This window comes from Olleya sediminilitoris, assembly GCF_016785945.1.
GTDB classification, from domain to species: Bacteria; Bacteroidota; Bacteroidia; order Flavobacteriales; family Flavobacteriaceae; genus Olleya; species Olleya sediminilitoris.
On the sequence record NZ_JAEMEF010000011.1, the window covers coordinates 1 to 26,392 of the forward strand.

26 protein-coding genes are annotated in these 26,392 nt (G+C 30.5%); 15 read left to right on the plus strand and 11 right to left on the minus strand.

Features of this window, described 5'->3' with window-relative positions; all coding sequences use genetic code 11:
- Window positions 1–313: 313 nt before the first annotated feature.
- The 7 genes from JAO71_RS11885 to JAO71_RS11910 all read right to left on the minus strand — a co-directional run bounded on the left by JAO71_RS11885 (window position 314) and on the right by JAO71_RS11910 (window position 5,109).
- Window positions 314–946 carry a hypothetical protein gene (locus JAO71_RS11885; RefSeq protein ID WP_203000995.1) on the minus strand — a complete coding sequence of 211 codons (633 nt, stop codon included), beginning with the start codon at window positions 944–946 and terminating at the stop codon, window positions 314–316.
- A gap of 208 nt (window positions 947–1,154) precedes the next feature.
- The gene (locus tag JAO71_RS11890; protein WP_203000997.1) at window positions 1,155–1,613 is read right to left on the minus strand and encodes a hypothetical protein; all 459 of its coding nucleotides are present in this window, start codon (window positions 1,611–1,613) and stop codon (window positions 1,155–1,157) included.
- Entirely contained in the window at window positions 1,610–2,053 is a 444-nt protein-coding gene (locus JAO71_RS11895) for a DUF4262 domain-containing protein (protein WP_203000999.1), read from the minus strand. The genes JAO71_RS11890 and JAO71_RS11895 overlap by 4 nt, the downstream gene beginning before the upstream one ends.
- Window positions 2,054–2,220: 167 nt before the next feature.
- A complete protein-coding gene (locus tag JAO71_RS11900; RefSeq protein ID WP_203001001.1) occupies window positions 2,221–2,982 on the minus strand; it encodes a hypothetical protein in 762 nt (253 codons plus the stop codon).
- A 479-nt stretch (window positions 2,983–3,461) separates the two neighbouring features.
- Entirely contained in the window at window positions 3,462–4,013 is a 552-nt protein-coding gene (locus JAO71_RS15885) for a tyrosine-type recombinase/integrase (protein WP_317193482.1), read from the minus strand.
- Between the two features lie 6 nt (window positions 4,014–4,019).
- Window positions 4,020–4,610, minus strand: coding sequence for a site-specific integrase (locus tag JAO71_RS15890; RefSeq protein ID WP_236011269.1), 591 nt, complete (start codon window positions 4,608–4,610; stop codon window positions 4,020–4,022).
- 94 nt (window positions 4,611–4,704) lie between these two features.
- Complete coding sequence (locus JAO71_RS11910) at window positions 4,705–5,109, minus strand: heavy-metal-associated domain-containing protein (RefSeq protein ID WP_116823945.1); 405 nt, start codon at window positions 5,107–5,109, stop codon at window positions 4,705–4,707.
- Between the two features lie 99 nt (window positions 5,110–5,208).
- On the opposite strand from JAO71_RS11910, the gene JAO71_RS11915 reads away from it, so the two are divergent.
- A complete protein-coding gene (locus JAO71_RS11915; protein ID WP_203001003.1) occupies window positions 5,209–6,105 on the plus strand; it encodes a DMT family transporter in 897 nt (298 codons plus the stop codon).
- Between the two features lie 33 nt (window positions 6,106–6,138).
- Here JAO71_RS11915 and JAO71_RS11920 read toward each other — a convergent pair whose 3' ends face one another.
- Together JAO71_RS11920 and JAO71_RS11925 are read right to left on the minus strand one after the other, a co-directional pair.
- The gene (locus JAO71_RS11920; protein WP_203001005.1) at window positions 6,139–8,211 is read right to left on the minus strand and encodes a M16 family metallopeptidase; all 2,073 of its coding nucleotides are present in this window, start codon (window positions 8,209–8,211) and stop codon (window positions 6,139–6,141) included.
- Window positions 8,212–8,230: 19 nt separating this feature from the next.
- Window positions 8,231–9,565 (minus strand): M16 family metallopeptidase, encoded by a 1,335-nt coding sequence (locus JAO71_RS11925; protein WP_028607549.1) that lies wholly within the window; start codon window positions 9,563–9,565, stop codon window positions 8,231–8,233.
- Between the two features lie 193 nt (window positions 9,566–9,758).
- On the opposite strand from JAO71_RS11925, the gene JAO71_RS11930 reads away from it, so the two are divergent.
- From JAO71_RS11930 to JAO71_RS11955, 6 genes are all read left to right on the plus strand, one after another.
- Entirely contained in the window at window positions 9,759–10,211 is a 453-nt protein-coding gene (locus JAO71_RS11930) for a DUF4199 domain-containing protein (protein ID WP_028289656.1), read from the plus strand.
- 97 nt (window positions 10,212–10,308) lie between these two features.
- A complete protein-coding gene (rplU, locus tag JAO71_RS11935; protein ID WP_054852119.1) occupies window positions 10,309–10,956 on the plus strand; it encodes a 50S ribosomal protein L21 in 648 nt (215 codons plus the stop codon).
- A 43-nt stretch (window positions 10,957–10,999) separates the two neighbouring features.
- On the plus strand, window positions 11,000–11,260 hold the full coding sequence (gene rpmA / locus JAO71_RS11940) for a 50S ribosomal protein L27 (RefSeq protein ID WP_028283192.1): 261 nt from the start codon (window positions 11,000–11,002) through the stop codon (window positions 11,258–11,260).
- A gap of 170 nt (window positions 11,261–11,430) precedes the next feature.
- On the plus strand, window positions 11,431–12,972 hold the full coding sequence (locus tag JAO71_RS11945; protein WP_203001007.1) for a tetratricopeptide repeat protein: 1,542 nt from the start codon (window positions 11,431–11,433) through the stop codon (window positions 12,970–12,972).
- Window positions 12,973–13,135: 163 nt separating this feature from the next.
- Entirely contained in the window at window positions 13,136–16,015 is a 2,880-nt protein-coding gene (locus tag JAO71_RS11950) for a TonB-dependent receptor (protein ID WP_203001009.1), read from the plus strand.
- A 2-nt stretch (window positions 16,016–16,017) separates the two neighbouring features.
- The gene (locus JAO71_RS11955; RefSeq protein ID WP_116823951.1) at window positions 16,018–17,022 is read left to right on the plus strand and encodes a phytase; all 1,005 of its coding nucleotides are present in this window, start codon (window positions 16,018–16,020) and stop codon (window positions 17,020–17,022) included.
- 46 nt (window positions 17,023–17,068) lie between these two features.
- Here JAO71_RS11955 and JAO71_RS11960 read toward each other — a convergent pair whose 3' ends face one another.
- Both JAO71_RS11960 and ahcY read right to left on the minus strand, forming a co-directional pair.
- Window positions 17,069–17,530, minus strand: a complete 462-nt coding sequence (locus tag JAO71_RS11960) for a DinB family protein (protein WP_203001011.1) — start codon at window positions 17,528–17,530, stop codon at window positions 17,069–17,071.
- A 148-nt stretch (window positions 17,531–17,678) separates the two neighbouring features.
- Window positions 17,679–18,995: an adenosylhomocysteinase gene (ahcY, locus tag JAO71_RS11965; protein WP_028289662.1), complete on the minus strand. Its 1,317-nt coding sequence runs from the start codon at window positions 18,993–18,995 to the stop codon at window positions 17,679–17,681.
- A 132-nt stretch (window positions 18,996–19,127) separates the two neighbouring features.
- Between ahcY and JAO71_RS11970 the strand changes: the two genes are divergently transcribed.
- The 8 genes from JAO71_RS11970 to JAO71_RS12005 all read left to right on the plus strand — a co-directional run bounded on the left by JAO71_RS11970 (window position 19,128) and on the right by JAO71_RS12005 (window position 26,366).
- On the plus strand, window positions 19,128–19,754 hold the full coding sequence (locus tag JAO71_RS11970; RefSeq protein ID WP_028289663.1) for a 4'-phosphopantetheinyl transferase family protein: 627 nt from the start codon (window positions 19,128–19,130) through the stop codon (window positions 19,752–19,754).
- A complete protein-coding gene (locus tag JAO71_RS11975; RefSeq protein ID WP_215906990.1) occupies window positions 19,754–20,476 on the plus strand; it encodes a geranylgeranylglyceryl/heptaprenylglyceryl phosphate synthase in 723 nt (240 codons plus the stop codon). The genes JAO71_RS11970 and JAO71_RS11975 overlap by 1 nt, the downstream gene beginning before the upstream one ends.
- A 2-nt stretch (window positions 20,477–20,478) precedes the next feature.
- A complete protein-coding gene (locus tag JAO71_RS11980) occupies window positions 20,479–20,739 on the plus strand; it encodes a thiamine-binding protein (protein WP_028289665.1) in 261 nt (86 codons plus the stop codon).
- A complete protein-coding gene (gene pnuC / locus JAO71_RS11985) occupies window positions 20,723–21,355 on the plus strand; it encodes a nicotinamide riboside transporter PnuC (RefSeq protein ID WP_203001013.1) in 633 nt (210 codons plus the stop codon). Before JAO71_RS11980 ends, pnuC begins: the two co-directional genes overlap by 17 nt.
- The gene (locus tag JAO71_RS11990) at window positions 21,316–21,888 is read left to right on the plus strand and encodes an AAA family ATPase (protein WP_203001015.1); all 573 of its coding nucleotides are present in this window, start codon (window positions 21,316–21,318) and stop codon (window positions 21,886–21,888) included. Before pnuC ends, JAO71_RS11990 begins: the two co-directional genes overlap by 40 nt.
- Window positions 21,888–23,441 carry a DUF4301 family protein gene (locus JAO71_RS11995; protein WP_203001017.1) on the plus strand — a complete coding sequence of 518 codons (1,554 nt, stop codon included), beginning with the start codon at window positions 21,888–21,890 and terminating at the stop codon, window positions 23,439–23,441. The genes JAO71_RS11990 and JAO71_RS11995 overlap by 1 nt, the downstream gene beginning before the upstream one ends.
- Window positions 23,442–23,849 carry an alternative ribosome rescue aminoacyl-tRNA hydrolase ArfB gene (gene arfB / locus JAO71_RS12000; protein ID WP_054852112.1) on the plus strand — a complete coding sequence of 136 codons (408 nt, stop codon included), beginning with the start codon at window positions 23,442–23,444 and terminating at the stop codon, window positions 23,847–23,849.
- A 303-nt stretch (window positions 23,850–24,152) separates the two neighbouring features.
- Window positions 24,153–26,366 carry a TonB-dependent receptor gene (locus tag JAO71_RS12005; RefSeq protein WP_116823957.1) on the plus strand — a complete coding sequence of 738 codons (2,214 nt, stop codon included), beginning with the start codon at window positions 24,153–24,155 and terminating at the stop codon, window positions 26,364–26,366.
- Window positions 26,367–26,392 lie beyond the last annotated feature (26 nt).

Below are 26,392 nucleotides of genomic sequence, written 5' to 3' on the forward strand. Positions count from 1 at the left end.
GTTGTTTGAAATCTGCCCATTTAAGATTTGGTCAACGACTAAAAGTTTGGTTTCTAAAGTGGCTTTTTGGTAGCTTTTTTTTCGCCAGTGTTCATTTTGTGTTTTCATAAGTGACTGTAATTAATTGTTTGATTTTTAGTCAACCTATTTCAGGAAAGTTCATTTCTCATATTGTGGGCAACGGTCTTGTGTATGATTAGTGGCGTGTTTAAGCACCTAATTTAGCAAATAAAAACTGAATATAAAATCCGCAAGGATTTTCGTAAGTAGACGAGAACTAGCCATTAATTATACACGTTGTTCTACGCAGTTTTTATTCCACCCAGTTATCTAATTCATATTTTAATTTCCAAATTTTATTCTGTTTTTCATAAATTCCGGTCATTCCTCCAGAACCTTGTCTAATCCTTACATAAGCCAAATTCAGTTCTTTATTGAAAATGGGTTTTGTTATGTATAAAATTGAATAAATATTTGCTACGCTGTTTTCCGCATAATATTTTTCTGCAATCTTGTTTATAGAATCCCACTCAATTTTGTTCTCAGTATATTTTTTTATGTCAATGACATTAAATCCATATTCTTTTATTCTCGAAATGTTGAAATCCTTGTTCTTTTTGAACTGTCCTTTTACAAAGTCAATATCATTTATTTTTAAAGTATCAGATATGAATTCAGAATGAGATATGGTCCGTTTTGGATTTTTTAAGTCTACTGGTAAAGTTGGGGGAATATTTATAGATATATTAGAAATCAACTCCTTCTTATCAAATATTATTCTCGATTTTGAATTATCTGAGAAGATTTGATTCAGAAATTCAAGTTTGTATTCATCGGTAATTTCAATCTGAGTTAATTCACGAGTATTTAATTCCGATTTGTTGTTTTGTTTGCAACTAATCAAAATTAAAGTCAGAATTATTATATTAAGTACTGTTTTTCTCAAATTGCGTAGAACGTCTATGTATATGGCTCGTAGCGTGCAAGTTATGAAATTATTTTCGGATTGAGCACGAGCCGAATTTTTTAATTTTTCTTATTATCTTTTTTCTCAATAAGCCAAATTAAAAAATTTGGCGGACTGGCAAATAAAACTTAACTTCGATTAAGCAACTGATTAGCTATGAGTTATATACGTTGTTGTATGCAGTTTTTTATTGATGTATTGGTTCATTTTCCATTATGTGAAAAGTCAGACTTGGTTTTCGTCCATTATACAGAAAAAGGTTCGTTGAGTCCTTTTTTCCACCAAAACTTTTATCTAGTTCAGCTCTTCTTATTGAATCAGCTGGTTTTTTAAATTCATACGATAGAAAAATCCATTTATCTTTTTCAAATTCCACATTCTCTATTCGTCTCAAACCCAAATTTCCAAGCTCAAAAATAATTTTGTGTTTTCCTTTAGTGAGCGTTTTGTTTTCAATGTACTGTAAGTCAGGTGCAATATTTGTGTATTTAGCGGTTTGGTCAAAGATAGTGTCGTTATCCACTATCAATCGCAAAGGAATTTCAGTTTGGTCTTTACTTCCGTTCGAGATATAAAAAATTCCCTCAACATTTGATTCACAACCAAAAAGTAAAATGAATATTGCTAAAATCAGAATGTTCTTCATTCGCCTAATATTTTTTGGTCATAGTCATATTCAGCTTCGTTTGGGAAAATCCCATTTAAGTCGGGAAAAATCAGCTGTAAATATTTGAATTCCGAATTCTCATAAAATTTAAACGAGCTTAATGTGTATTCAGTTAGTTTATCATTTTCCACTTCAATAAAGTAAACAGGAAAACGGTCAATTAAATTGTCAATTTTTTCATTCAGCGGTACTTCTTTGAATTTAAATCTTTCAGCATAATTATTAATCAACGTGTTTGTCAGTCCATTTGGAAGTCCAGAAATGAAAAGTTCAGGAATTCCAAAGCTTTTATAAATTCCAGTTGAGTATCCAAAAGGCGTAAATCCAATTTCTTCCATAACATAAGTGTTATGAAATCCATATTCCGCAATATTCTCTTTAACCAATTTGAAATATTTTTCCTTTTGTTTTTCGCTCATTTATTCGGTTTCTGAAATTGCATACAACGTGTTTGTGTATGATTAGTTGCGTGGTTAAGCAACTAATTTAGCAAACTTTTACGAACCCGTGAAAATTCCGCAGGAATTTTCGCAAATAGGCTAGAACAAAGCAATTAATTATACACGGTGTTGGCATTTCGTTTTTTTTAATTCCGCAATAAATATCCAGTTTGTAATTTCAGTTCCTCGTCATTCGTTTTATTCAGTTCGATAATCCGAGCTTTTATTTCTCGGTCAAACCATTCTTGATTATATCCTTTGATTTTAAATCGAGTGAATCTCATTTGTTGAATTGCATCTAATTGCCTGTTGATGTTATTACTAAAAATTGCCTCTTTTAATCCGCTTAATGGCGTCCAATTATCTTTGTTGTTTTTCCACCAATCTTTGGCTTTTTTAATTATCGCATCCAATTCTTTAAACTTCTGTCTTTCAAAATTCACATCGTGTTTACCAGTCTCAATATATTTGGCATAATCTTTTTTGTGTAAATCCATTAACTCCTTTTCGGTTATCACATTTTCTGTAAATCCGAAATGTTGTGAAGTCAAATTTTCCATTGCCCAACCAGCTCGAATAGCAATCCAGTCTAAATCATAGTCAACTACCCAACCGTGTCCCCAAAATTCAGTTGCGCCTGGATAAATTAGATCAGCCGTATTTTGTAATTTTTCAAAAGCTTTTGGGTTATTCATTAATTTTAGCAAATCAGGAATTACAGTTTCTCCGATATTTAATAAACTGTCTTTTGCTTTAAAAACTTTTTCCCATTCGGCTGAAATAAAGTCGGAAATCAATTCAGAGTGTTCAAATTCAGACGTGTCAAATATTTCAACTTTTGATTCCGTTTTTTGAGCTTTACAACTTAAAAAACAAGCGAAAATTATAATGTAAAAAATATGTTTCATAGGTTGTCCAAAATGAATGCCAACGGTTTTGTATAAGATTAGTTGCTTTTTGACGAGGCTTATTTTCCGTAGGAAAATCAGCATTAGCCAAAAACACAGCTACTTTTGATTTGACTAAAATAAGCAATTAATTTTATACGATGTTGCAAGTAGTAGTGTTTCATATTTTAGTTGCGTATAATGGCTAAAAATCGGTTTTGTTGATTCGTAAGAGTGAGGTTCAGCACAACAGTTTTTATTTCTTAATTCAAGTTAGTTACTACGTTTAGTGAAAGTGAAATTCTGCAACATTTTTTTTGATAATTTGGCTAAAATTCACAAGAGTAAAATTCAACATTTGAGTAATGAATTCAGAGATGAGTTTGTAAAAGATCTAAAGTTTCAAATTCGGTGTTTTTAGAATCTGAGTGAGTTTCCGCTATTACTTGCAACTGGTTATATGACAACTAATATAGTTGTTTTTGGGGTTATATTTCCCGTTATGACAACTTTTTTGTTGTTTTATTAGGGTTGTTAAATTTTTGTATTGCTATATTTAAAGGGTTTGAAATTGACATAAGATCTTTTCGTTGTACATGAGTGTATATCATGGTTGTTTCTGGCTTAGCATGACCTAATAGTGATTGGATATACCTGATGTCTACACCGTTTTCTAATAAATGCGTGGCATAGCTATGTCTTAATGTGTGTGGTGTTACAGGCTTGTTTAATTTTGCTTTCTTACAGCTTTTTGTAATAAATTGCCTTACACTTTGTGCGCTATATTTACCTTTATTTATGCCTTCAAAAAGATAAATTTTAGGTTTGTAGCTACGGTAGTACTCTACAACCATTGGAATAAAGTGGTCTGAAATACTTGCAATTCTGTCTTTTCTGCCTTTTCCGCTTTGTACATGTATTTGTTTTCTGTCTAGACTGATGTCTTTTAATTGTAAATTAATTAATTCGCTTATCCTTAATCCACTTGAATATAATAGTGTTATTATTGTTTTATGTTTTAGGTTATTAGTATTTGAAATTAAATTTAAAATGTCTGCTTATGATAATACAATTGGTAGCTTTTTTGATTGTTTAGGTCTAGCTAGTTCTAAATTATTTATATTAAGCTTTGGGTAATATAGGATAAATAATTTTAATGCACTTATAAATTGGCGTTGTGTGCTGATGCTGTAATTTCTTTTAATATAAATATCTTCTATAAATAATTCTACATCTTTGTTTGTGACTAAATTTAATTTTGTGTTGTAATATTCTACAAAATCTGCTATTTGCAGTGTATAAGTGTCTATAGTGCTTTTACTGTAACGTTTGCCTTTTAAGTATTTATAGAAATTATTTAGCAAGTTTTTGTTGAAATCAGATAGGTTTCTTATTCTTTTTTCAGGATGTTTTTGGATTGACAAATTTTTGTCATCAATATTTGCTTTATTTTCTAATACTTTATGGAGAAGGTGTAAATTTTGAGAAGTATTTTTTATATACCAACTTTTTAAAGTTCTACTCCAAGTAGCATTTGGAATTTTATTTAATATTTTTATAAGTGTAGTGTTATACTTAAAACTAATTTTGATTTGATGTGCTTGTTTATAATAAATGTTATTTAAAGTAACTGTTGGAAGTTGTTGCATAGCACACTGTTTTGATTGTTCTAAAATAGTAAAATTAAAACAAAAAAAAAGCCTAGATAATTCTAGGCTTTAATTGGTTAAGGTGTTTTAAATGTTATTTTTTTACAGAAGAAAAATTATCTACCGTTTGCATGTCTTTAACTTTGTATGTGTCAGCAACACTAGTTACAGTAGTTTCTAACGAAGCAGGAGTTACAATAGCTTCATCATATTCAACCATCGCTAATTCTCGATCAAAATCTACAACTGCAGATTTTACTCCTTCCATCTTAGCCATTTTTTTCTCAATAGTTTTTGCACAACCCATAGCACAAGTCATACCTTCAATTTTAAATTCGGCTTTAGCTAATTTAGCATTTGGGTTAATTGCTTTTTTTGTTTCTACTTTAGTACTTGTTGATGCTGGAGCTGTTTTAACTTCTGGCTGTGCTTCGTTTTTACAACTAAATGTAAATACAGTTACTATGGCTAGTACTAATATGTGTTTAAATGATTTCATCTTGTATAAAATTAATTGATATAAATATTGATACAAAATTACTAAATATTATACTTTTTAAGTTTTAAAATTGGATTTTTGTAGTGTTAAAACTTAGCTATGCAAAAAAAAGCGACATCAAAATGGTTGTACTTACTTGTTTTATCTCTTATTTGGGGTACTTCTTTTATATTAATTAAAAAAGCTTTAATAGGTTTAAATGCTTACCAATTAGGTGCGTTAAGGACTTTGATTACAGGTTTGTTTTTGTTTGCAGCAGGTTATAAAAAAATACGATTTATTAAAAAAGAACAATGGAAATGGATTGCATTATCAGGTTTTGTTGGGTCTTTTATTCCTGCTTTTTTCTTTGCTATTGCTGAGACCGAAATTGATAGTGCTGTTGTCTCTGTTTTAAACAGTTTGGTACCCTTAAATACGGTTTTGCTTGGAGCTGCTGTTTTTAAAATTGCCAGTACCACACGACAAGTTATTGGTGTTGTTATTGGTTTTATCGGAACTTCTATATTGATTTTAGAAGGCGCAGACCTTAATCCAAATCAAAATTATTGGTATGCAGGTTTTGTTATTGCTTCTACAGTTATGTATGCTGTTAATGTTAATGTTATAAAGCGTTATTTGCAAGATGTAAAGCCTTTAGCTATTGCTGTTGGTAATTATGTTGTGATATTTATTCCGGCTTTAATTGTTTTGTTTTTAACTGAATTTTTTACTGCTGAAAATTTTAATAATCCTGATATTGCCAAATCTATAGGTTATGTCACCATATTAGCTTTTTTTGGTACGGCTTTGGCTAAAGTTTTATTTAATACTCTGGTCCAAATATCTACACCAGTTTTTGCGTCTTCTGTTACTTATATTATGCCTATTGTAGCTTTAATTTGGGGTTTGCTAGATGGTGAGTCTTTTAGTTGGACTCAAGGTTTAGGAACATTGGTTATACTTTTTGGTGTGTATTTAGCTAATAGAAAAGCAAAAAAAATCCGAAGCGTTTAGGCTTCGGACTTTTAAAAATTATATAGATTTTAATTATTCAAAATCTGCGTCTGTAACACCTTCGTTTACAACTATATTTTTAATATTCATTGACATGGTTTGTGGACCAGTCATGATAGTTTGTGCATATGGAAACTTAACTCCGTTTACTTCAGAGTAATTGTCATATTTTACTGTTGTTTTAATCTCTTTACCTTGCGCTTCAGTTGTGCTTTCTTCTTGAGTTAATAAGTTTGTTTCAACATTATAATAACGATATGAAGCATCTTCACCTTTTATAACTTTTAGTTTGTAGTTATCTGCACCATCAATAGACACAATGCTTTCTAAAGTTACATTAGCCATGTCAAGACCAGTCTCTGGAAATAAACCAGAATCTGCTAATTTAGCAGTTACTTCAGCTTCAGAATAAGGCATTTTCTGACCTTGTTGTTCTCTGTATCCAGTCGTTCCGTTCCATTTAGCCTTCATCATTACCATACCTTGCATAGCAACTTCCATAGACTCTTTATTATTTTTAGTTTGCTTAATCTCAACGGTCAATGGTGGAGCACCTTGAACAACAAAATCTCCATTCATTTTTACTGTATTAACAGCATTGATTTTATCTGTACCACCAATAGTATTAATGTAATTATCAACTACTGATTTTGCTGTAACACCCTCTGGGATTGGTTTTGAAAATACTGGTTTGTCTACAGGATTAGCAAATTTGTCAAAATACTTAATAGGTATTCCTGTTGCTTCTAATCCAGAAATAACTTCGCTACCTTTTCCAACAATAATAATTCTAGCATTTTCTGGCTTAAAGTATTTGTTAGCTACACGTTGTACATCTTCTACAGTAACTGCATTTATTTTTGATAAATATGTTTTATAAAAGTCACTTGGTAACTTGTTTAATTTAATTCTTAATGCATATCTAGCAATAGTTTGAGGGCTTTCTAAAGCTAAAACAAAATCACCAACATACTTAGCTTTTGCGTTGGCTAAAGCTTCTGCAGTAACAGGTTCTGTTTTAATTTTTTTAATTTCTTTTAATGTCTCTACAACAGCACTATCTGTAACCATGTTACGTACTGCAGCTCCTGCAGTAAATCTTGATGCTCCATAACGAGAAGTACCAATACCAGAACGTGCACCATAAGTCCAACCGTTTGCTTCACGTAAATTCATGTTTAGGTAACTGTTAAATCCACCACCTAAAATTTTGTTTGCAATTAAAACTGCGTGGTAGTCAGGATCATTCATTTCTAACTTAACATTGTTAGTTAATGAAATGTTTGATTGTACAGCATTTGGCATATCCACAAAGTTAATTTGTGTACTTGCAACGTTTGGATTAGGCTCGATTAAATTTGTTGAAAAATCGATTCCTTTATCCCATTTTTTGAAATACTTTTTAACTTGTTTTTCAACCGTTTTAAAATCTACATCACCAACAATTACTAAGTAAGCATTGTTTGGGTTAAAGTATTTTTGGTAAAACGCTCTAACATTATCAAGGTTGATGTTGTTAATTGTTTCTTCTGTTACAAATTCTCCGTAAGGGTGTTTTTTACCGTAAGATAAAGCACCACCAACACGACTAGCTACAGCGTCAACACTTTTAGCATTACTTTTTAAACCTTCAAGAATACGCTCTTTTTCTTTTTCAAATTCTTCTTGAGAAAATAACGGATTCATTGCTGCATCTGCCATTAATTCTAAAATACGATCAGAGTATTTTGATAAACCACTTGCAAAAGCACCATCAGAACTAAAACTTAATCTAGCACCTAAAAAGTCAATCTCTTCATTAAAAACATCTTTAGCAATGCTTGTTGTACCATTACCTAGCATAGTACCTAATAGTGATGCCACACCAGCTTTGTCTCCTTCAGTAATTGGTTGGTTGTCTATTGTTAATGAGTAAGATACTCTTGGTAATTTATGATTTTCTACAATTAAGACCTTAAGTCCATTTTTTAATTCAAATTCTCCAGGAACTTCTAATGTAATTGCTGGAGCAGGACCTGGTTTAGGTTGTTTAGATCTATCTATTTGGGCTGAAGCCGAAATGGATATAAATAATACCGCTAATAAGGCTGTTATTTTTGTTTTCATATCTATTAAAATTTCTTTATTAGTTATCGTCTTTTTTAGGTAAATACTCTAAAACAACACGTTGATTAGGGTTTAAATATTTTTTAGCTACTGCTTGAATATCTTCTCTAGTAGCAGATCTGTAAATATCAATTTCGGTATTAATTAAATCTACATCTTTGTATAACATGTAGTTTGTTGCTAATGAAGCTGCAATACCTTGAACACTTGAATTTGAATTTACAAATTGGTTTTCAAATTTATTCTGAAGCTTTTGGAAATCTTTTTCAGAAATTAATTCTGTTTGAAGTTTAACAACTTCTTCATCCATTTCAGCTAGTAATGTCTCTAAAGATGTTTCACCTAAAGGTAAACCGTAAATTGCATACACACTATAATCTTGTTGTGCTAGGTTAAAAGCTCCTGCTTGTAAAGCCATTTTTTGGTCGTCTACTAATTTTTTATATAATTTAGAAGATTTACCATCACTTAAGTAAGTAGAAATCATGTTTAAAATATACGAGTCACGCTCAGCAAATCCAGGTGTTCTGTATCCTGTAATAATTGCAGGTATCTGGATGTTTGCGTCGTAAAATTTAGCTTCAATAGCTTCTGTAATTGGTGCCTCTTTAGGGAAGTTTCTAACTGGGACTTCACCACTTGGGATTTCTTCAAAGTAAAGTTTAGCTAAACGCTTAGCTTCAGCTACATCAATGTCACCAGCAATAACTAAAGCAGCATTATTTGGTGTATACCACTTTTTAAAATAAGCTTGAAATTCTTCTAAAGTAGAATCGTCTAAATCAGACATTTCTCCAATGTTTTTGTGCTTGTAAGGGTGTTGTTGAAATAAGTTTTCGCTTACAGCAAATAAAAATTGTCCGTATGGAGAATTGTCATAACGTAATCTTTTTTCTTCTTTTACAACTTCATTTTGTGTATCAACACCTACTTGATCAATTACAGGGTGAAGCATACGTTCTGATTCCATCCATAATCCTAATTCTAAATTATTTGAAGGAAATACCTCATAGTAATACGTTCTGTCTAAAGATGTGTTTGCATTGTTGCTTCCACCATTAGATGATACGATTTTAAACCATTCACCACGATCAATATTTTTTGTTCCTTCAAATAAAAGGTGCTCAAAAAAGTGAGCGAAACCAGTTCTTAATCCTGTTTCAGGAGTTCCTCCTAAGTCTTTACCACCAACGTCATACATAACGCCAACTGTTACTACTGGAGCGGAATTGTCTTGATGTAAGATAACGTGTAAACCGTTATCTAAATCTAACTCTTCATACTTAACTTCTTGTGCAGAAGCGGTAAAACCAGCTAAAAGCAAAGCAGCTAATGAGAATAAACTTTTTTTCATGTTTTGATTATTTAATTTATCAGTTTAAGTATTAGTATACCATTGCAAGATTTTGTTACAATGATTTTAACAAAAATAACAATACATGTACGTATTTACTGCTTAATTTATTAAAAATTAACATCATTTTGTAAAATAATTGTTTTGTTTTTACGAAATTTAAAGAAAGTATTAACCAATAAATCAAATTGTTATGAAAAATATATCGTTGCCAATTCGTTTTGGCTTAGTTATTAGTGCCTGCTTAATAGCTTTCTTTTTAATTTTAGCATTATTTAACTTACATACCAATCCTTATTTTAGTTTATTTAATGGTTTTATAACCGGATTTGGGATTTATGAAACCATAAAATATTATAAATTACAACAAGCAGACTATTTTAGTTACACTGGAGGTTTTACAGTTGGTATTGTTGCAGGTTTTATTGCTTCAGTATTATTTACCATTTTTTTTACTTTTTATGCTACCGAAATTAATCCTGATTTTTTAAATCAATTACTAACCGTTTTTGAAAGCGATTATAACGTGCACATAGGTTTAGTCGCTTTTGTTGTTGCTATTATGGGTTTTGCAACTACGGTTGTAATGACACTAACTTGCATGCAGTTATTTAAAAAGAGTAGAAATATCCCTCAAAATGTATAAAACGTTTGTAGATTAATTAATTAGCAGTATATTTGCATCCGTTTTCTAAGGAAAATGAGATTATTTTATACAAATTAATTAATAAAAACGTTACGCTATGTACGCAATTGTAGAGATAGCAGGGCATCAATTTAAAGTTGAAAAAGACCAAAAAGTTTTTGTTAACCGTTTAGCAACAGAAGAAGGACAAAACGTATCATTTGATAACGTTCTTTTAGTAGCAGATGGTTCTAACATTACTGTAGGCGCCCCAGCTATAGGCGGAGCACAAGTAAGTGCAAAAGTCTTAAAGCACCTTCAAGGTGATAAAGTTATTGTTTTCAAAAAGAAAAGAAGAAAAGGTTACCGTGTCAAAAATGGACACAGACAAGCCTTAACTGAAATCGTAATTGAAAATATAGTAGCTTCAGGAGCAAAGCCAGCAGCTAAAGCTGAAAAAGCAGCTCCGAAAAAAGAAACTAAGAAAGCTGAACCTAAAAAAGCTGCTAAAGCTACAGGGAAAGCTGACGATTTAAAGAAAATTGAAGGTATTGGACCTAAAATTGCATCTACTTTAGTAGAAGCTGGGATTAGTACTTTTGCTGAATTAGCTAAAACTGATGCAGCTAAAATTTCTGAAATCATTGCAGGTGTACGTGGTAATCACGTAACTGATACTTGGCCAGCACAAGCACAATTAGCTGCTGATGGTAAGTGGGATGAGTTAAAGAAATGGCAAGACGAATTAGATGGTGGTAAAGCATAATTGCTAAATCACTTTAAGTATAACAATTTAAAAACTTAAGATCATGGCTCACAAAAAAGGGGTTGGTAGTTCGAAGAATGGTAGAGAATCAGAATCGAAACGTTTAGGCGTTAAGATATTTGGTGGACAAGCTGCTATTGCTGGAAACATTATCATAAGACAAAGAGGTAATACACACCATCCAGGTGAAAACGTATACCAAGGAAAAGATCATACTTTACATGCTAAAGTTGATGGTTTAGTAAAATTCACAAAGAAAAGAGACAATAAGTCTTACGTTTCTATTGAGCCTTTCCAAGCTTAATAATTTTATTTCTTAAAAAATAAAAAGCCCTTTCCTGATACGGAAAGGGCTTTTTTTATTTAATTAATAGAAAATTAATATTAAACCTACATTAGGTTAAAGTGTAAAATTTACTTTGAAGATTTATACTATACCCAATGGTTAACTTACTCAACTTTCTTTCTTTTTTAATGTTCTATTTTTTTTCTACAACACTATTAATTGCTCAAGATAGTGTGTCTGAAAAGGCGATATTTAAAATTAACACAATTAAGTACAATCTAAATTCTGCAAAAAATAAAAACGATACACTAGGTATTGCTGAAAATTTTATTTTTTTAGCTGATTTCTACAAAGATTTAGGCTTAGGTAGTGAGGCTATAAAAAACTATCATAATGCTCAAGAACTTTATTTAATAAAAGATACGCTTTTTGTATACACTAATAATCAGATTGCATCTATACATTTAGAATTAAAACAATTTTCTCAGGCATCACAATATGCCAAAAAAAGTATTTATATAGCAAAATCATTAAATTACTATAAAGGTTTAGCTAATGCCAATGCTATTTTAGGTAGCGTTAACGAAAAAGAAGGACGTTATACAAATGCATTAAATTATCAAAACGTAAGTTTAGCGCTCTTTGAGTCTTTAAATGATAGTACAGGAATAGCTTTAACTAATGAAAATCTAGGTAGTATATATGAAGATTTAGAGCAATATGACTTAGCTCAAAATTTTTTTAATATAGCCCATGATTTTGAAAAATCAACCACTTCAAATTTAAAAATTAACATTATTAATAATCAGTCTGATGTCTTTAGAAAACTAAAACAATTTGATCAAGCACTTAAATTAACAAACATAGCTTTACGCTTAGCAAGAAATAAAAATAATAAACAGCAAGAAGAAAGTGCACTTAAAGATTTGGCTAGAACATATGCGGAATTAGAAGATTTTGAGAATGCTTACAAGTATTTAAATGAACAAAATCTAATAAATCAAAAAGAGTTTAAAAATCAAAATTTACAACTGGTTAGTGCTATGGAAGTGTTATATAATGTTAAGGAAAGTGAAGCTCAATTAGCTATACTTAATAAACAAAACCAATTAAATAGGACAAGACAAATTGCTATAATTATTATAAGTTTAGCTGTTATTTTAGTATTTGTTATTGGGTTAATACATTTAAAAAAACGTAAAAGGCACGAACAAAAAGTACTAACTTATAAACAACAATTACTACGAGCTGATTTAGATATTAAAATAGCCGAAGAAATGTCCTTAAAACGTGAAATTGATATTAAAATTTCGGCATTAACCAATTACAGTTTAAACCTTGCTCATAAAAATAAGTTGTTAACAGATGTTTCTAGAACACTTAACAATATAAAAGGTAGAAATCCTGAACTGATAAAAACGAAGTTAATAGAACTTGTTAAGACTATAAATTCTGACTTATCAAAAGAAAATGAGTGGTCAGAACTTATGACCTATTTTAGTCAAATTAACCCTAATTTTTTTAAAGACTTAAAATCTCAAGCACATGAAGAGTTAACATCCTCTGAAATGCGTTTATGCATGTTATTGCGTTTAAACTTGTCTTCAAAAGCTATAGCTTCAATTTTAAATATTACACCTGACAGTGTTCGTGTGGCTCGCTATAGAATGCGTAAGAAGCTTCCGTTAACGTCTAAAGACGATTTACAATCCTTCATTTTAAATCTTTAGTGAATTTTAAAACAACATTAATCCAATGTTATTGCATTGTTAATGTTGCTATCATTTATAGGTGTAATTGACTTGCTTGTTACTGTTTGTTAACCTCAATTTTATCTAAACAATAGCGACTAAATATAGCTTTGTGTCAAACAAAAATTAATCAAACAACAACATGAAAAAAAATCATTTTTTATCATTTTTGACACTATTAATATCAGCTTTTGTATTTGCGCAAAACGGAAATATTCAAGGTGTTATTACAGATGATAATGGTATTACTGTGCCAGGAGCTTCAGTGGTATTACAAGAATTAAAAAAAGGAGGAGTATCAGATTTTGATGGAAAATTTACTTTAGTAGATATTCCTGAAGGTAATTATACATTATTAATTCAATATTTAGGTTATGCAGACTATAAAAAAACTGTGTCGATTAGTTTAGGAGAGACCATTTCTGTAGTTATTCATTTGTCATCTCAAAACACAAAGCTTGATACTGTTGAAATCACAGGTTATATAGATGGTCAAGCTAGAGCTTTAAATACTCAGAAAAATAAAACAAACATTACTAATATTGTATCTACAGACCAAATTGGTAAATTCCCAGATGCTAATATTGGTGATGCAGTAAAACGTATTCCAGGAATAACGATGAAGGTAGATCAAGGGGAAGCTAGAAATATTATTATTCGTGGTTTAGCACCACAATTAAACTCCGTGACGTTAAACGGAAGCAGGATACCTTCAGCTGAAGGAGATAATAGAGAAGTGCAAATGGATTTAATTCCTTCAGACATGATCCAAACAATAGAAGTTAATAAAGCAGTTACTCCAGACATGGATGCAGACGCTTTGGGTGGTTCTGTAAATTTAATTACTCGTACCTCGCCTCAAGGTTTTCGTTTGTCTGCAACAGCTGGCTCTGGAGTAAATTCAATTACAGGTAAGCGTATTTTAAACGGTCAGTTTTTGTTAGGAGACAGAAGTTATAACGGTAAATTGGGTTGGATGGTTTCTGCATCAATCAACGATAATGATTTTGGGAGTGATAATTTTGAAGCCGAATGGACTGATGAGTTTGAATACAATAATGGTGATGAAGATAATTTAGAAGAAGTTGAGGTCAATCCATATACCAACGTTTTTGAAGTAAGACAATATTTAGTACAACGTATCCGTAGAAGTTTTTCAGCAAATTTAGATTATAAATTAAACGATAATAACAGTGTTTATTTTAAGTCTATTTATAATTGGAGAGATGACAGAGAAAATCGTTTTGTTTTAGAACATGCAATTCTTGATGGAGAAGATATTGAAGCAGATGACTTTACTGTTGATGCCAATGGTAATTTATCCATGTTTCCTGTTGAAGTAAAACGCGAAACTAAAGCTGGTATAGATAATAACCGAAATAAAAATAGACGTTTAGAAGATCAACGTATGTTTAACTTTAGTTTAGGTGGAAACCATTTAGCAAACAAATTACAAATAGACTGGATGACCTCTTTTGCAAAAGCTTCAGAAGAGCGATTAAATGAGCGTTATTTGGTACACGAAAGTGAATATCTTATTAATTATAATAACGATTTAGAATTTCCGCTTTACACGCCAGTTGATGTAGATGCTGCTGCTTACAACAATTTTGAGTTTGATGAGTTAACCGAGGAAAATCAATACACAGAAGAAACAGACTTGAATGTGTTTGTAAACTTCAAATTACCATTAAATTTATTTGATAGCGAAGATGGATCATTAAAATTTGGTGTTCGTGGTCGATTTAAAAATAAAAATAGAGATAACGATTTTACCGAGTATTCTCCAGAAAATGCGTTTTTCGATTTATTGGGTAATTTACCAACTAAAAACTACACAGATACTAATTTTCTTGCAGGTAGTCAATATCAAATAGGGACTTTTGCAACACCAGAGTTTATAGGGAGTTTAGATTTAAATAATATAGCACAATTTGAAAGTGAGGATTTAGTAGATGAATACCAAAGCGGAAATTTTGATGTTAATGAAAATGTTTTTGCTGGTTACATCATGACTAATCAACAATTAACAGATAAATTAAGTGTTTTAGCTGGTGTAAGAGTTGAAAGTACAAATTTAGATTCTGAAGGATATAGATTAACTTTTATAGAAGAAGATGAAGATGCAGGTATTGATGAAGACATTATTGTTGAGGCAGTAAATAAAAATAACTCATACGTCAATATTTTACCAGGTTTACATTTTAAATACGATTTAAATACTAATACTGTGTTTCGTTTTGCTTGGACAAATACCTTGGCAAGACCAAATTATGTAGATTTAATTCCAAGAGCAGAAATTATAAACGAAGACAGTGAAGTTGTATTAGGTAATCCAAATTTAAATCCAACTACATCAATGAATTTTGATGTTATGGCAGAACATTACTTTAAATCTGTTGGTATACTTTCTGGAGGTGTGTTTTATAAAAAAATAAACGATTTTATTTATACTTACCAAACTGAAACAACAGATGATACTTATGGTGAAGATACAGCAGGTTACGAAGTGTATCAACCATTAAACGGAGATGATGCTTCGGTTTTAGGTTTTGAATTTGCTTTTCAAAGAAAACTAGATTTCTTGCCAGGTTTTGCTCAGGATTTTAGTGTTTACTTAAATTATACGCATTTAACGTCTGATGCCAATGGAATTAGAAATGAAGATGGTGATGAGCGTGACGATTTAGCTTTACCTAACACAGCGCCAAATATGTTTAATGCTTCTTTAGGTTATGCTAACAAAAACTTAAGCATACGTTTGTCAAGTAATTTTTCAGACTCTTATATAGATGAGATTGGAGGAAATGATTTTGAAGACAGATATTATGACAAGCAATTTTTTCTAGATTTTAATGCAACGTATGCTTTGGGAAAAGGCTTAAGTGTTTACACAAGTTTAAATAATATAACAAATCAACCATTACGCTTTTACCAAGGAGTGAGTAGTCGTACAATGCAAAGTGAGCATTATGGACAACGCTTTACAATTGGTTTAAAATATGATTTATTTAAAAAATAAATATGAAAAAATTATTATATGGATTTTGTTTACTAGTAATTGTTTCATGTAAAAAACAATTACCAGTAATCCAGCCAACTATAATTACCGAAAAAACACCAAATGATACAGATGATCCAGCTATTTGGGTTAATCCAAATGATGCTTCAAAAAGTATTGTTTTTGGTACTGATAAAGAAACTAATGGAGGTGTCTATGCTTTTAATTTAGACGGAAAAATTATTAAAGAAAAAAGTATAACCAATATAAAACGTCCTAATAATGTGGATTTGGAATATGGATTTAAGTTAAACGATTCTACTACAACAGATATAATTGCGTTTACCGAAAGAGAACGTCAACAAATCCGAGTGTTTTCTGTGCCAGACATGAAGCCTTTAGATAATGGTGGTTTCAAGGTGTTTGCAGATGCTAAAGACCCAGAGCATAATTTACCAATGGGAATAGCACTGTATAAATCACCAATAACTAAATCTATTTACGCTATTGTTGGTAGAAAATCAGGACCTGAAACAGGATATTTATATCAATATAAATTAAATTCTGATAGTCTAGGTGTACATGCTAATTTGGTTAGAAAATTTGGCGGTTTTAGCGGAAAAAAAGAAATTGAAGCTATTGCTGTAGATAATGAAAATGGAATAGTTTATTATTCAGATGAAGGACATTGTATACGTAAATATTATGCAGAACCAAGTATGGGCAACGAAGAGTTAAGTTGTTTTGGTAGCCAGTATTTTACTAAAGATATAGAAGGTATAGCTATTGCAAAATACCAAGATAAAGGTTTTTTAATAGTTTCTAACCAGCAAGCACATACTTTCAATGTTTTTGATTTAAAAACTAATGCTTTTATAAAAGAACTTAATTTAGGAACTATTGAAACTGATGGTTGTGATATTACAACTGTAGCTTTAAGTAGCAAATTTCCTAATGGTTTATTTGTGTCTATGAATGATGAAAAAAACTTCTTTTTTCATGATTTAGAGTTATTAAAACTGAATTAATTTTTCAACCCCTTTCTAATATTAGAAAGGGGGTTTTTATAGTTTACTATTTAAGTATGTCTTTTATAATCTTTAAATGATGTGTAGTGTGAAGAATTAAAAAGCGGTATACTCTTTTTGTATTGACATGTCCAAATAGAGGATGTTTAAAATAGGCGTTTGTGTCTAGATCCGTAATTTTACTAATATTGCTTTTAGCTTCTTTAATTTGAACTATAAGATCTTCTTTTAAGATAACTTCTGGAGGTTTTACATGTTTAGGTGCTTTAGCTTTACCTCTTGGAAAAAAACCTAACGTAAAAAATACCTTGCCTAAAACACTAAAATTATTAGAATATGTGCTTGGGTCTGATGTTTTTAAAGCATTACAGACATTGTTTATCACTTTAAGGCTATGATCTATATGCCAAGCTACATTTTCTTTAGAAATAGCTTTGTTGTTAGCTTCTTGGTTTTGAATATGATATTCTAATGTGTTTATGGTTGTAGTTAGCTTTTGTAAACTCATAAATTTTTATTTATACTAGGTAAGGTACAAATTATAGATAACAATTAACCTTGAAATTATAAAATTGATATTGTAAGTTAATAGATAAAAAAAATCCCAAACTTAGTGTTTGGGATTTTAATATTACATTTAAAAGATTCTCTTTTAATTAATATCTATAGTGTTCTGGCTTGTATGGTCCTTCAACAGTTACACCAATGTATTCAGCTTGGTAAGGTGCAAGTTCTGTAAGCTCGACACCAATTTTAGCTAAGTGTAATTTTGCTACTTTTTCGTCTAAATGTTTTGGTAACATGTATACGTCGTTATCGTATTTTTCACTGTTTTTCCAAAGTTCAATTTGTGCTAAAGTTTGATTTGTAAACGAGTTAGACATAACAAAACTAGGATGTCCTGTTGCGCAACCAAGGTTTACTAAACGTCCTTCGGCTAGGATAATAATATCTTTACCATTAACATTGTATTTGTCTACTTGTGGTTTGATTGTGTCTTTAGTATCACCAAAGTTTTCGTTTAACCAAGCCATTTGGATTTCGTTATCAAAGTGTCCAATGTTACAAACAATAGTTTTGTCTTTCATTGCTTCAAAGTGCTCACCACGTACAATGTCTTTATTTCCTGTTGTTGTAATTATAATATCACTGTTTCCAACTACTGTTTCAAGTTTTTTAACTTCAAAACCGTCCATTGCTGCTTGTAAAGCACAAATTGGGTCAATTTCTGTAACTGTTACAATAGATCCAGCACCTTTAAATGATGCAGCTGTACCTTTACCAACGTCTCCATAACCACAAACAGTTACACGTTTACCAGCTAACATAATGTCTGTTGCACGACGTATAGCATCTACAGCAGATTCTTTACAACCGTATTTGTTATCAAATTTAGATTTAGTTACAGAGTCATTTACGTTAATAGCTGGCATTGTTAATGTACCGTTTTTAACACGCTCGTATAATCTGTGTACTCCAGTTGTAGTTTCTTCAGATAATCCTTTAATTCCATCAGATAATTCTGGATATTTATCTAATACCATGTTTGTTAAATCTCCACCATCATCTAAAATCATGTTTAATGGTTTACGATCTTCACCAAAAAATAAGGTTTGTTCTATACACCAGTCAAATTCTTCTTCTGTCATGTCTTTCCATGCATAAACAGCAGTTCCTGCTTCTGCAATAGCAGCAGCAGCTTGATCTTGTGTAGAAAAAATGTTACAAGAACTCCAAGTAACCTCTGCACCTAAAGCTTGTAAAGTTTCAATTAAAACAGCAGTTTGGATAGTCATGTGTAAACATCCTGCAATACGTGCACCTTTTAATGGCTGCTCGTCTTTATACTCCTCACGTAAACTCATTAGTCCTGGCATTTCTGCTTCGGCTAAATTAATTTCTTTTCTTCCCCAAGCCGCAAGCGACATGTCTTTTACCTTGTTAGGTACGTAAGCAACGTTTTTTGTACTCATATTATTTATCTCTTTATTTTATAAATGAAACACCTTTGGGAATTAGCACTTAAAATGGTTAAATTCGCTTAACTAAAATGCATAATTAGCCTTAGGCTTTGCAAAGATAACTAATAGAATTTAGAATATTAAATGCCTCTATATAAAACCATTACTCCTAATTCACAAACTACTGTTAAAATCTGGAAGATTGAAGAGTCTTATGACCAATTAATCAATCCGTTAGATTTAAAACCTGAAAGCTTAACTCGTGTTTTAGGTATGAAAAGTGAACTGCACCAACGCGGATTTTTAAGTGTTAGACACTTGCTTAAAGCTTTTGGTTACACAGATCAAGATTTGTATTATGACACTAATGGAAAACCACATTTAAAAGATGGAAAGCATATATCTATAACGCATAGTTTTACGTTTTCTGGTGTAATTATTAGTGATACAGATGTTGGTATTGATATAGAGCAACGACGAGATAAAATAGCTGTAATTGCAAAAAAGTTTGTAGAGTATGAATTTGAATATTTGGACAAGCAAGCGTCTGATTATATTAACAAATTAACAGTGATTTGGGGAATTAAAGAATCTCTTTATAAATTGTTTGCAACACCAGGAATGTTGTTTAGAGAGCATTTTTTAGTTATTCCGTTTACAATGCATGACGATCAAACCGTGTGTTGGATAGATTATAAGGGTTTGAAAAAGCGTTATACTGCCAATTACTTGGAATTTGAAGGTTTTACTTGTGCTTATGTTATAGAATAATGAGTGTTTACAACGACATACTTTCCGCGAAAGCGAAAAAAAAGAAATTATTAGCCATATTAATCGATCCTGATAATTTTAACTTAAATATAATATCGCAATTTGCCGATAAAATTAATAAATCAATCATTACTCATGTTTTTGTAGGTGGAAGTACTGTTGAAAAAGAGGAGACAGAACAACTTGTAAAAGCACTAAAGCCACTAGTAAATTTACCAATTGTATTATTTCCTGGAGACGTTACTCAAATAGCTAAAAATGCAGACGCTATTTTGTTTTTATCTTTAATATCTGGTAGAAATCCTAAATACTTAATAGAGAAACAAATTGAAGCAGTTTCAATATTAAAAAACACCAATTTAGAAGTTATACCAACAGGTTATATTTTAATTGAGAATGGTAAAGAAACAACGGTTCAGAAAGTAACAGAAACACAGCCAATACCAGTTAATATGCTTCAATTGGTTGCTGACACAGCAAAAGCAGGAGAGTTATTAGGTAAAAAACTAATTTATTTAGAAGCCGGAAGTGGTGCGTTACATCCAGTCCCTTTAAAAATTATTGAAGCAGTTAAAAAAGATTTAGGTATACCTTTAATTGTTGGAGGTGGAATAAGAAGTAAAGCGCAATTAGATGCAGCTTATTATTCAGGAGCAGATATAGTAGTCATTGGGACTGCTTTTGAAAATGATATCAATTTTTTTAATGAACTAAAATTATAAATATGAATATTTCGGTAGACTTAACCTTGTCACCTTTAAGTAATGATTACGAGCAACATGTTATTGATTTTATTAAAATGTTGAGAGATTCAGAATTTACGGTTTTAGAAAACCCGTTAAGTACTCAAATTTTTGGTGAATTTGACCAATTAATGCCTTTTTTAAACGAAAAGATTAAAGCTTCGTTTGAAAATCAAGACATTTGTGTATTAACTATGAAAGTTGTTAAAACAGACAGAAGCGATTATGAACCACATTTTTGATTTCCTTTTTGGACAATATTTTGATTATGAAACTACAGATGTAATCTTAGAAATTACAGCAGTTGTTTTTGGGTTTTTATCTGTGTGGTTTTCCAAACAAAATAAAATTTGTGTATTTCCAACAGGTATGATAAGTACAGTCATTTTTGTATATTTATTGCTTAAATGGGAGTTGTTAGGAGATATGATGATAAATGCTTATTATTTTATAATGAGTGTTTATGGTTGGTATATTTGGACAAGAAAAGTTGATAATAGTCAAGTTACACCAATCTCTAAAACAACAAACAAAGAAAAAAAAATAAGTCTCTTAATATTTATAGCAACACTATTTTTTGTGTTTTTTATATATCAAACATTTGATAAATGGACCAGTTGGGTTGCTTATATTGATACCATTACCACAGCCATCTTTTTTGTGGGTATGTGGTTAATGGCTAAACGTAAAATTGAAAACTGGATTTTATGGATTATTGGAGATATTATCTCAGTTCCTTTATATTTTTATAAAGGATTTACATTTACATCCTTTCAGTATTTAGGATTTACAATTATTGCCATATATGGCTATTTAGCATGGAAAAAGCACTTGAACAACAACTTTCAAACTGTGTAAAAATAGTTTTGTTTGGACCTGAATCTACTGGTAAAACTACTTTGTCGCAACAATTAGCACGACATTACCACTCGGTTTGGGTGCCAGAATATGCACGTGAATATTTGCAAAATAAATGGAATAACGAGCGTAAAACTTGCGAAACAAAAGACTTACTTCCTATAGCAAAGGGACAAATGAAATTAGAGAATGATTTGGCTAAAAAAACAGACTCAGTTTTAATTTGCGATACCGATTTACTTGAAACTAAAGTCTATTCCGAAGCTTATTATTCTGGAATTTGTGATCCAGTGTTAGAAAAATATGCTTTAAAAAACACCTACGATTTATACTTTTTAACGTATATTGATACACCTTGGGAAGCTGATGATTTACGCGATAAGCCAGAAGAACGTGAAGCTATGTTCAAAGCTTTTGAGGCAGAATTAATAAAATATAAGCGACCTTATGTTTTGTTAAAAGGTGATAAGAAAACAAGATTAAAAATGGCGACAATTTATATTGATCAATTATTACAAACCAAAAACCAATAATGAATTTTAGTAAAGAAGATATAACATTATTAGAGCAAAAAGGACTGTCTTTAAAAAAAGTAGAACAACAATTAGAGTTGTTTAAAACAGGGTTACCTTTTATTAATTTAGAGAGAGCTGCAACACTGGATGATGGCATTTTACAATTTTCAGAAGAAAAAACTATACAGTTAATTAAAAAGTATGACGCTGAAAAAGAAAAATTAGAGGTTGTTAAGTTTGTTCCAGCTTCTGGAGCAGCAACAAGAATGTTTAAATTTTTATTTGAATTTTCTAAGAAATACAAGTCTAAAAAACAGACTGTTAATGCCTTTATAAACAAAAATAAAGCGTCTAATCTATCTTTGTTTTTTGTTGCTCTAGAAAAGTTTCCTTTCTATAATACAGTCATAAACTATCTAGAGAATCATAATAAAAATTATAAAAACCTTAATAATGATGAAAAATTAGAAGCTTTTATTGCTGCTATTTTACATGATGATAAATTATCTTTTAGTCAATACCCTAAAGGTTTATTACCATTTCATAAATATAAGAATCATTTAGCCAGTGCTTTTGAAGAGCATTTGTTTGAAGCTGCGTTATATGCTTCAACAAACGGTCAAGCTAAACTACATTTCACTATCTCAGATAAACATAAAGATAAATTTACTAACGAGTTTACACGTATTCAGAATATAGTAGAACAAAAGACAAACACTAAATTTGAAATTTCATTTTCTTACCAAAAAGGTGCTACAGATACTGTAGCGGTATCTACTAAAAATGAAATTGTTAGAGAAGAAAATGGAGACTTGTATTTTAGACCTTCAGGTCATGGTGCTTTAATTGAAAATTTAAACGATTTAGACGCAGACATTATTTTTATTAAAAACATAGATAATGTCGTTGTTAATAAGTATCAAGTCGAAGTCGCTAAACATAAAAAAATGCTAGCTGGTTTATTAATTGAAGTTAAAGATCAGGCTTTTAAATATGCTAGAGATTTAGATGAAAAAGAATTAAAGAGTACAGATATTATTGATATAGCAGAGTTTTTAATATCTAAATTGAATGTGGTTATATCTCCTGAATTTGAAAAATATTCTACACAATATCAAATAGAATATTTAAAAAATAAAATTGATAGGCCAATACGCGTTTGTGGTATGGTTAAAAATGAAGGGGAACCAGGAGGAGGCCCTTTTTGGGTGAAAGATGAAGGCGCAAATATTTCACTACAAATTGTAGAGTCTGCACAAATTGATAAAAAAGTAAAGTCACAAAAAAACATTGTCAAAAACGCGACACATTTTAATCCTGTGGATTTAGTTTGTAGTACAAAAAATTATAAAGGAGAATCTTACGATTTACATAAGTATGTAGATCATAAAACAGCATTTATAACCAATAAAACCAAATCGGGTCAAGAGATAAAAGCACTTGAGTTACCAGGTTTATGGAATGGTAGTATGGCTAACTGGAATACTATTTTTGTTGAAGTCCCTTTAGTAACTTTTAATCCTGTAAAAACGGTTAATGATTTATTAAAACCAACACACCAGGTTTCATAAATGTTTGATATAAAAGCTTTAGAAAACGAATGTAATTTAAAAGCCATTAGAAGCTCTGGTAGTGGTGGGCAACATGTTAACAAAGTTGCTACTAAAATTGAATTAAGTTTTTCTGTTATTGATTCTTTAGTTTTAAATGAAAATCAAAAAAGCATAATTTTAGATAAGCTATCAAACAGATTAACTAAAGATCAAGTTTTACTATTACAATGTGGAGAAACTAGAAGTCAATTAAAAAATAAAGGAATTGTTTTAAAACGTTTAGTGCAAATGCTCAAGGAGGCTTTAAAGCCCAGAAAAATCCGTAAATCTACTAAAGTTCCTAAAGCTGTTATTAAAAGACGCTTGAAAAGTAAAAAAATCAATGCTCAGCGAAAAGCAAACAGGAGAAAACCTGAGCTTGATTGATCTTATAATTTAATGTTTGTAGTTTAAATTGATTATTGGTTTTCTTTTAAAGTAAAAAAATAAATCAATTTCATATTTCATAAATCAAAATTCTAATCTACCTTTGCATCGTTCTCAAAAAAGGGGTGCCTATATCGGCTGAGATCATACCCATTGAACCTAGAACAGGTAATGCTGTTTAGGAATTTTAAGCACATTTATTGTGTTAACGTGTAATGTCTTTTTGAAAAAGTATATACACCATTTTTTAATAATTATTAAAGAATAATTACCTCTTTTTATTCGGTTAACGATGTAATCGTAATGAAAAATTTATTTCTTTTTTTAACATTTTTAATGTTATCAATTTGTGCTAGTGCACAACAACAGTCAACCCAATTGGATACGACTAAAGTGACTAAACTTGATGAGGTTCTTATACAATCTATTCGTGTAAAAGATGATGCTCCAATTACCCATTCTAATGTAACAAAAGCAAATCTCGAATCTCGTAATTTAGGACAAGACATTCCTATTTTATTAAATTACTTGCCATCTGTAGTTACAACTAGTGATGCTGGAGCAGGAGTCGGATATACAGGTATTCGTGTTCGTGGTGTTAGTGCTCAGTCAACTAACATAACCATTAATGGTATTCCTTATAATGATTCTGAAAGTTTAGGTACCTTTTGGGTAAATTTAGGAGATTTTACATCTTCTGTAGAAAGTCTTCAGTTGCAACGTGGTGTAGGAACATCAACTAATGGTTCTGGTGCTTTTGGAGCAAGTATTAATGTGTTATCTGATGCTGTGTCCAAAAAGGCTAGCGGTGAAGTCTCTAATAGTTTTGGGAGCTATAATACACGTAAACATACTGTAAAATATAGTACAGGTTTATTAAATAATCAAATTGAAATATCAGGACGATTATCTCAAATTAATTCTGATGGATATATAGATAGAGCTACTTCTGACCTAAAGTCTTATTTTTTACAAGGTGCATATATCGATGATAATACTTTAATAAAAGCCATTACTTTTGGAGGTAAAGAGGTTACTTATCAATCTTGGAATGGGTTTGATCCAGATTATGTCAGTGCTTTAGGTGCTAATCCTAATATTGAAGAAAATCGAACATTTAACGTGTCAGGAGCTTATTTTGATCAAGACGGTAATCTGCAGTTTTATGATAATGAAGTTGATAATTACCAACAAGATCATTATCAATTACATTGGAATCAAAAAATTAATAACTATTGGTCAACTAATTTAGGGTTAAACTATACAAAAGGTTCTGGTTATTTTGAACAATATAAAGAAGATGAAGATTTTGAAACTTATGGTTTTGATGAATTGGTTATTGGAGGTGAGACTATCGATCAAACAGATGTTATTAGAAGACGTTGGTTAGATAATGATTTTTATGTTTTAAATGCTAACGTAAACTATACAGACGATAAATTAAATTTAAGTTCTGGTTTATTTTATAGTTCTTACCATGGAGATCATTTTGGAGAAGTTATATGGTCTCAATATGCTAGTAATAGTCAAATAAGAGATCATTATTATGATAGTGATGGTGATAAATATGACTTTAGCACATTTGCAAAAGCTAATTATCAACTTAATTCAAAATTAAGTCTGTTTGTAGATTTACAATTTAGAAGTGTTAATTATGATACAAGCGGAATTAATTCTGATTTAGAATTATTTGTAATAGATAAAACGTACAATTTTTTTAATCCAAAAGCAGGAGTATCTTATAATTTAAATAACAATAATAATTTTTACTTGTCTTATGCAAGAGCTAACAGAGAAGCAAGTAGAAGTGATTTTGAAAGTAACCCTAACATAAAACCAGAACAGTTAAATGACTTTGAATTAGGTTGGAGATATAAAAATCAAAATTTAGTTTTTAATGCTAATGCCTACTATATGTTATACAATGAGCAGTTAGTTTTAACAGGAGCGCTTGATGATGTAGGAGCTCCAATTAGAGAGAATTCTGGAAAAAGCTCTCGTCTTGGTTTAGAGTTAGAAGCAGTTGTAAAAGTAAATGATCAATTTTCAATACAACCAAATGTCACATTAAGTTCTAATAAAAATGACGAAACTATAATTTCTAAAGATGGCAGTTTAGTAAATTTAGGTAAAACTAACATATCATTTTCACCAGATATAGTAGCGTCAAATGCTATAGTGTTTAAGCCAATAAATGCGCTTCAGCTGTCGTTTTTAAGTAAGTATATTGGAGAGCAATATATGAGTAATACAGACTCTCAAGCATCAAAATTAGATAGTTATTTTGTAAACGATTTTAATGTTTCTTATGAAATTAAGACAAACAAAATTTTCAAATCAATTCTATTATCAGGATTGATTAATAACGTGTTTGGAGAAGAATATATTTCAAATGGATATTATTACACATATGATGATACTTGGTCTGATCCAAATACAACAACTACAATTGAAGGTACAGGATACTACCCACAAGCAACTACTAACTTTTTAGTAGGAGCAACATTAAAATTTTAATCAACAATTTTTTAAGTAAACCACCA

Bases quoted from the DNA above. Each gene is read 5' to 3' on its own strand.
- JAO71_RS11890 (WP_203000997.1), bottom strand. From the start codon at position 1,613: ATGAAGAACATTCTGATTTTAGCAATATTCATTTTACTTTTTGGTTGT.
- JAO71_RS11895 (WP_203000999.1), bottom strand. From the start codon at position 2,053: ATGAGCGAAAAACAAAAGGAAAAATATTTCAAATTGGTTAAAGAGAAT.
- JAO71_RS11900 (WP_203001001.1), bottom strand. From the start codon at position 2,982: ATGAAACATATTTTTTACATTATAATTTTCGCTTGTTTTTTAAGTTGT.
- JAO71_RS15890 (WP_236011269.1), bottom strand. From the start codon at position 4,610: ATGCAACAACTTCCAACAGTTACTTTAAATAACATTTATTATAAACAA.
- JAO71_RS11910 (WP_116823945.1), bottom strand. From the start codon at position 5,109: ATGAAATCATTTAAACACATATTAGTACTAGCCATAGTAACTGTATTT.
- JAO71_RS11915 (WP_203001003.1), top strand. From the start codon at position 5,209: ATGCAAAAAAAAGCGACATCAAAATGGTTGTACTTACTTGTTTTATCT.
- JAO71_RS11920 (WP_203001005.1), bottom strand. From the start codon at position 8,211: ATGAAAACAAAAATAACAGCCTTATTAGCGGTATTATTTATATCCATT.
- JAO71_RS11925 (WP_028607549.1), bottom strand. From the start codon at position 9,565: ATGAAAAAAAGTTTATTCTCATTAGCTGCTTTGCTTTTAGCTGGTTTT.
- JAO71_RS11930 (WP_028289656.1), top strand. From the start codon at position 9,759: ATGAAAAATATATCGTTGCCAATTCGTTTTGGCTTAGTTATTAGTGCC.
- rplU (WP_054852119.1), top strand. From the start codon at position 10,309: ATGTACGCAATTGTAGAGATAGCAGGGCATCAATTTAAAGTTGAAAAA.
- rpmA (WP_028283192.1), top strand. From the start codon at position 11,000: ATGGCTCACAAAAAAGGGGTTGGTAGTTCGAAGAATGGTAGAGAATCA.
- JAO71_RS11945 (WP_203001007.1), top strand. From the start codon at position 11,431: ATGTTCTATTTTTTTTCTACAACACTATTAATTGCTCAAGATAGTGTG.
- JAO71_RS11950 (WP_203001009.1), top strand. From the start codon at position 13,136: ATGAAAAAAAATCATTTTTTATCATTTTTGACACTATTAATATCAGCT.
- JAO71_RS11955 (WP_116823951.1), top strand. From the start codon at position 16,018: ATGAAAAAATTATTATATGGATTTTGTTTACTAGTAATTGTTTCATGT.
- JAO71_RS11960 (WP_203001011.1), bottom strand. From the start codon at position 17,530: ATGAGTTTACAAAAGCTAACTACAACCATAAACACATTAGAATATCAT.
- ahcY (WP_028289662.1), bottom strand. From the start codon at position 18,995: ATGAGTACAAAAAACGTTGCTTACGTACCTAACAAGGTAAAAGACATG.
- JAO71_RS11970 (WP_028289663.1), top strand. From the start codon at position 19,128: ATGCCTCTATATAAAACCATTACTCCTAATTCACAAACTACTGTTAAA.
- JAO71_RS11975 (WP_215906990.1), top strand. From the start codon at position 19,754: ATGAGTGTTTACAACGACATACTTTCCGCGAAAGCGAAAAAAAAGAAA.
- JAO71_RS11980 (WP_028289665.1), top strand. From the start codon at position 20,479: ATGAATATTTCGGTAGACTTAACCTTGTCACCTTTAAGTAATGATTAC.
- pnuC (WP_203001013.1), top strand. From the start codon at position 20,723: ATGAACCACATTTTTGATTTCCTTTTTGGACAATATTTTGATTATGAA.
- JAO71_RS11990 (WP_203001015.1), top strand. From the start codon at position 21,316: ATGGAAAAAGCACTTGAACAACAACTTTCAAACTGTGTAAAAATAGTT.
- JAO71_RS11995 (WP_203001017.1), top strand. From the start codon at position 21,888: ATGAATTTTAGTAAAGAAGATATAACATTATTAGAGCAAAAAGGACTG.
- arfB (WP_054852112.1), top strand. From the start codon at position 23,442: ATGTTTGATATAAAAGCTTTAGAAAACGAATGTAATTTAAAAGCCATT.
- JAO71_RS12005 (WP_116823957.1), top strand. From the start codon at position 24,153: ATGAAAAATTTATTTCTTTTTTTAACATTTTTAATGTTATCAATTTGT.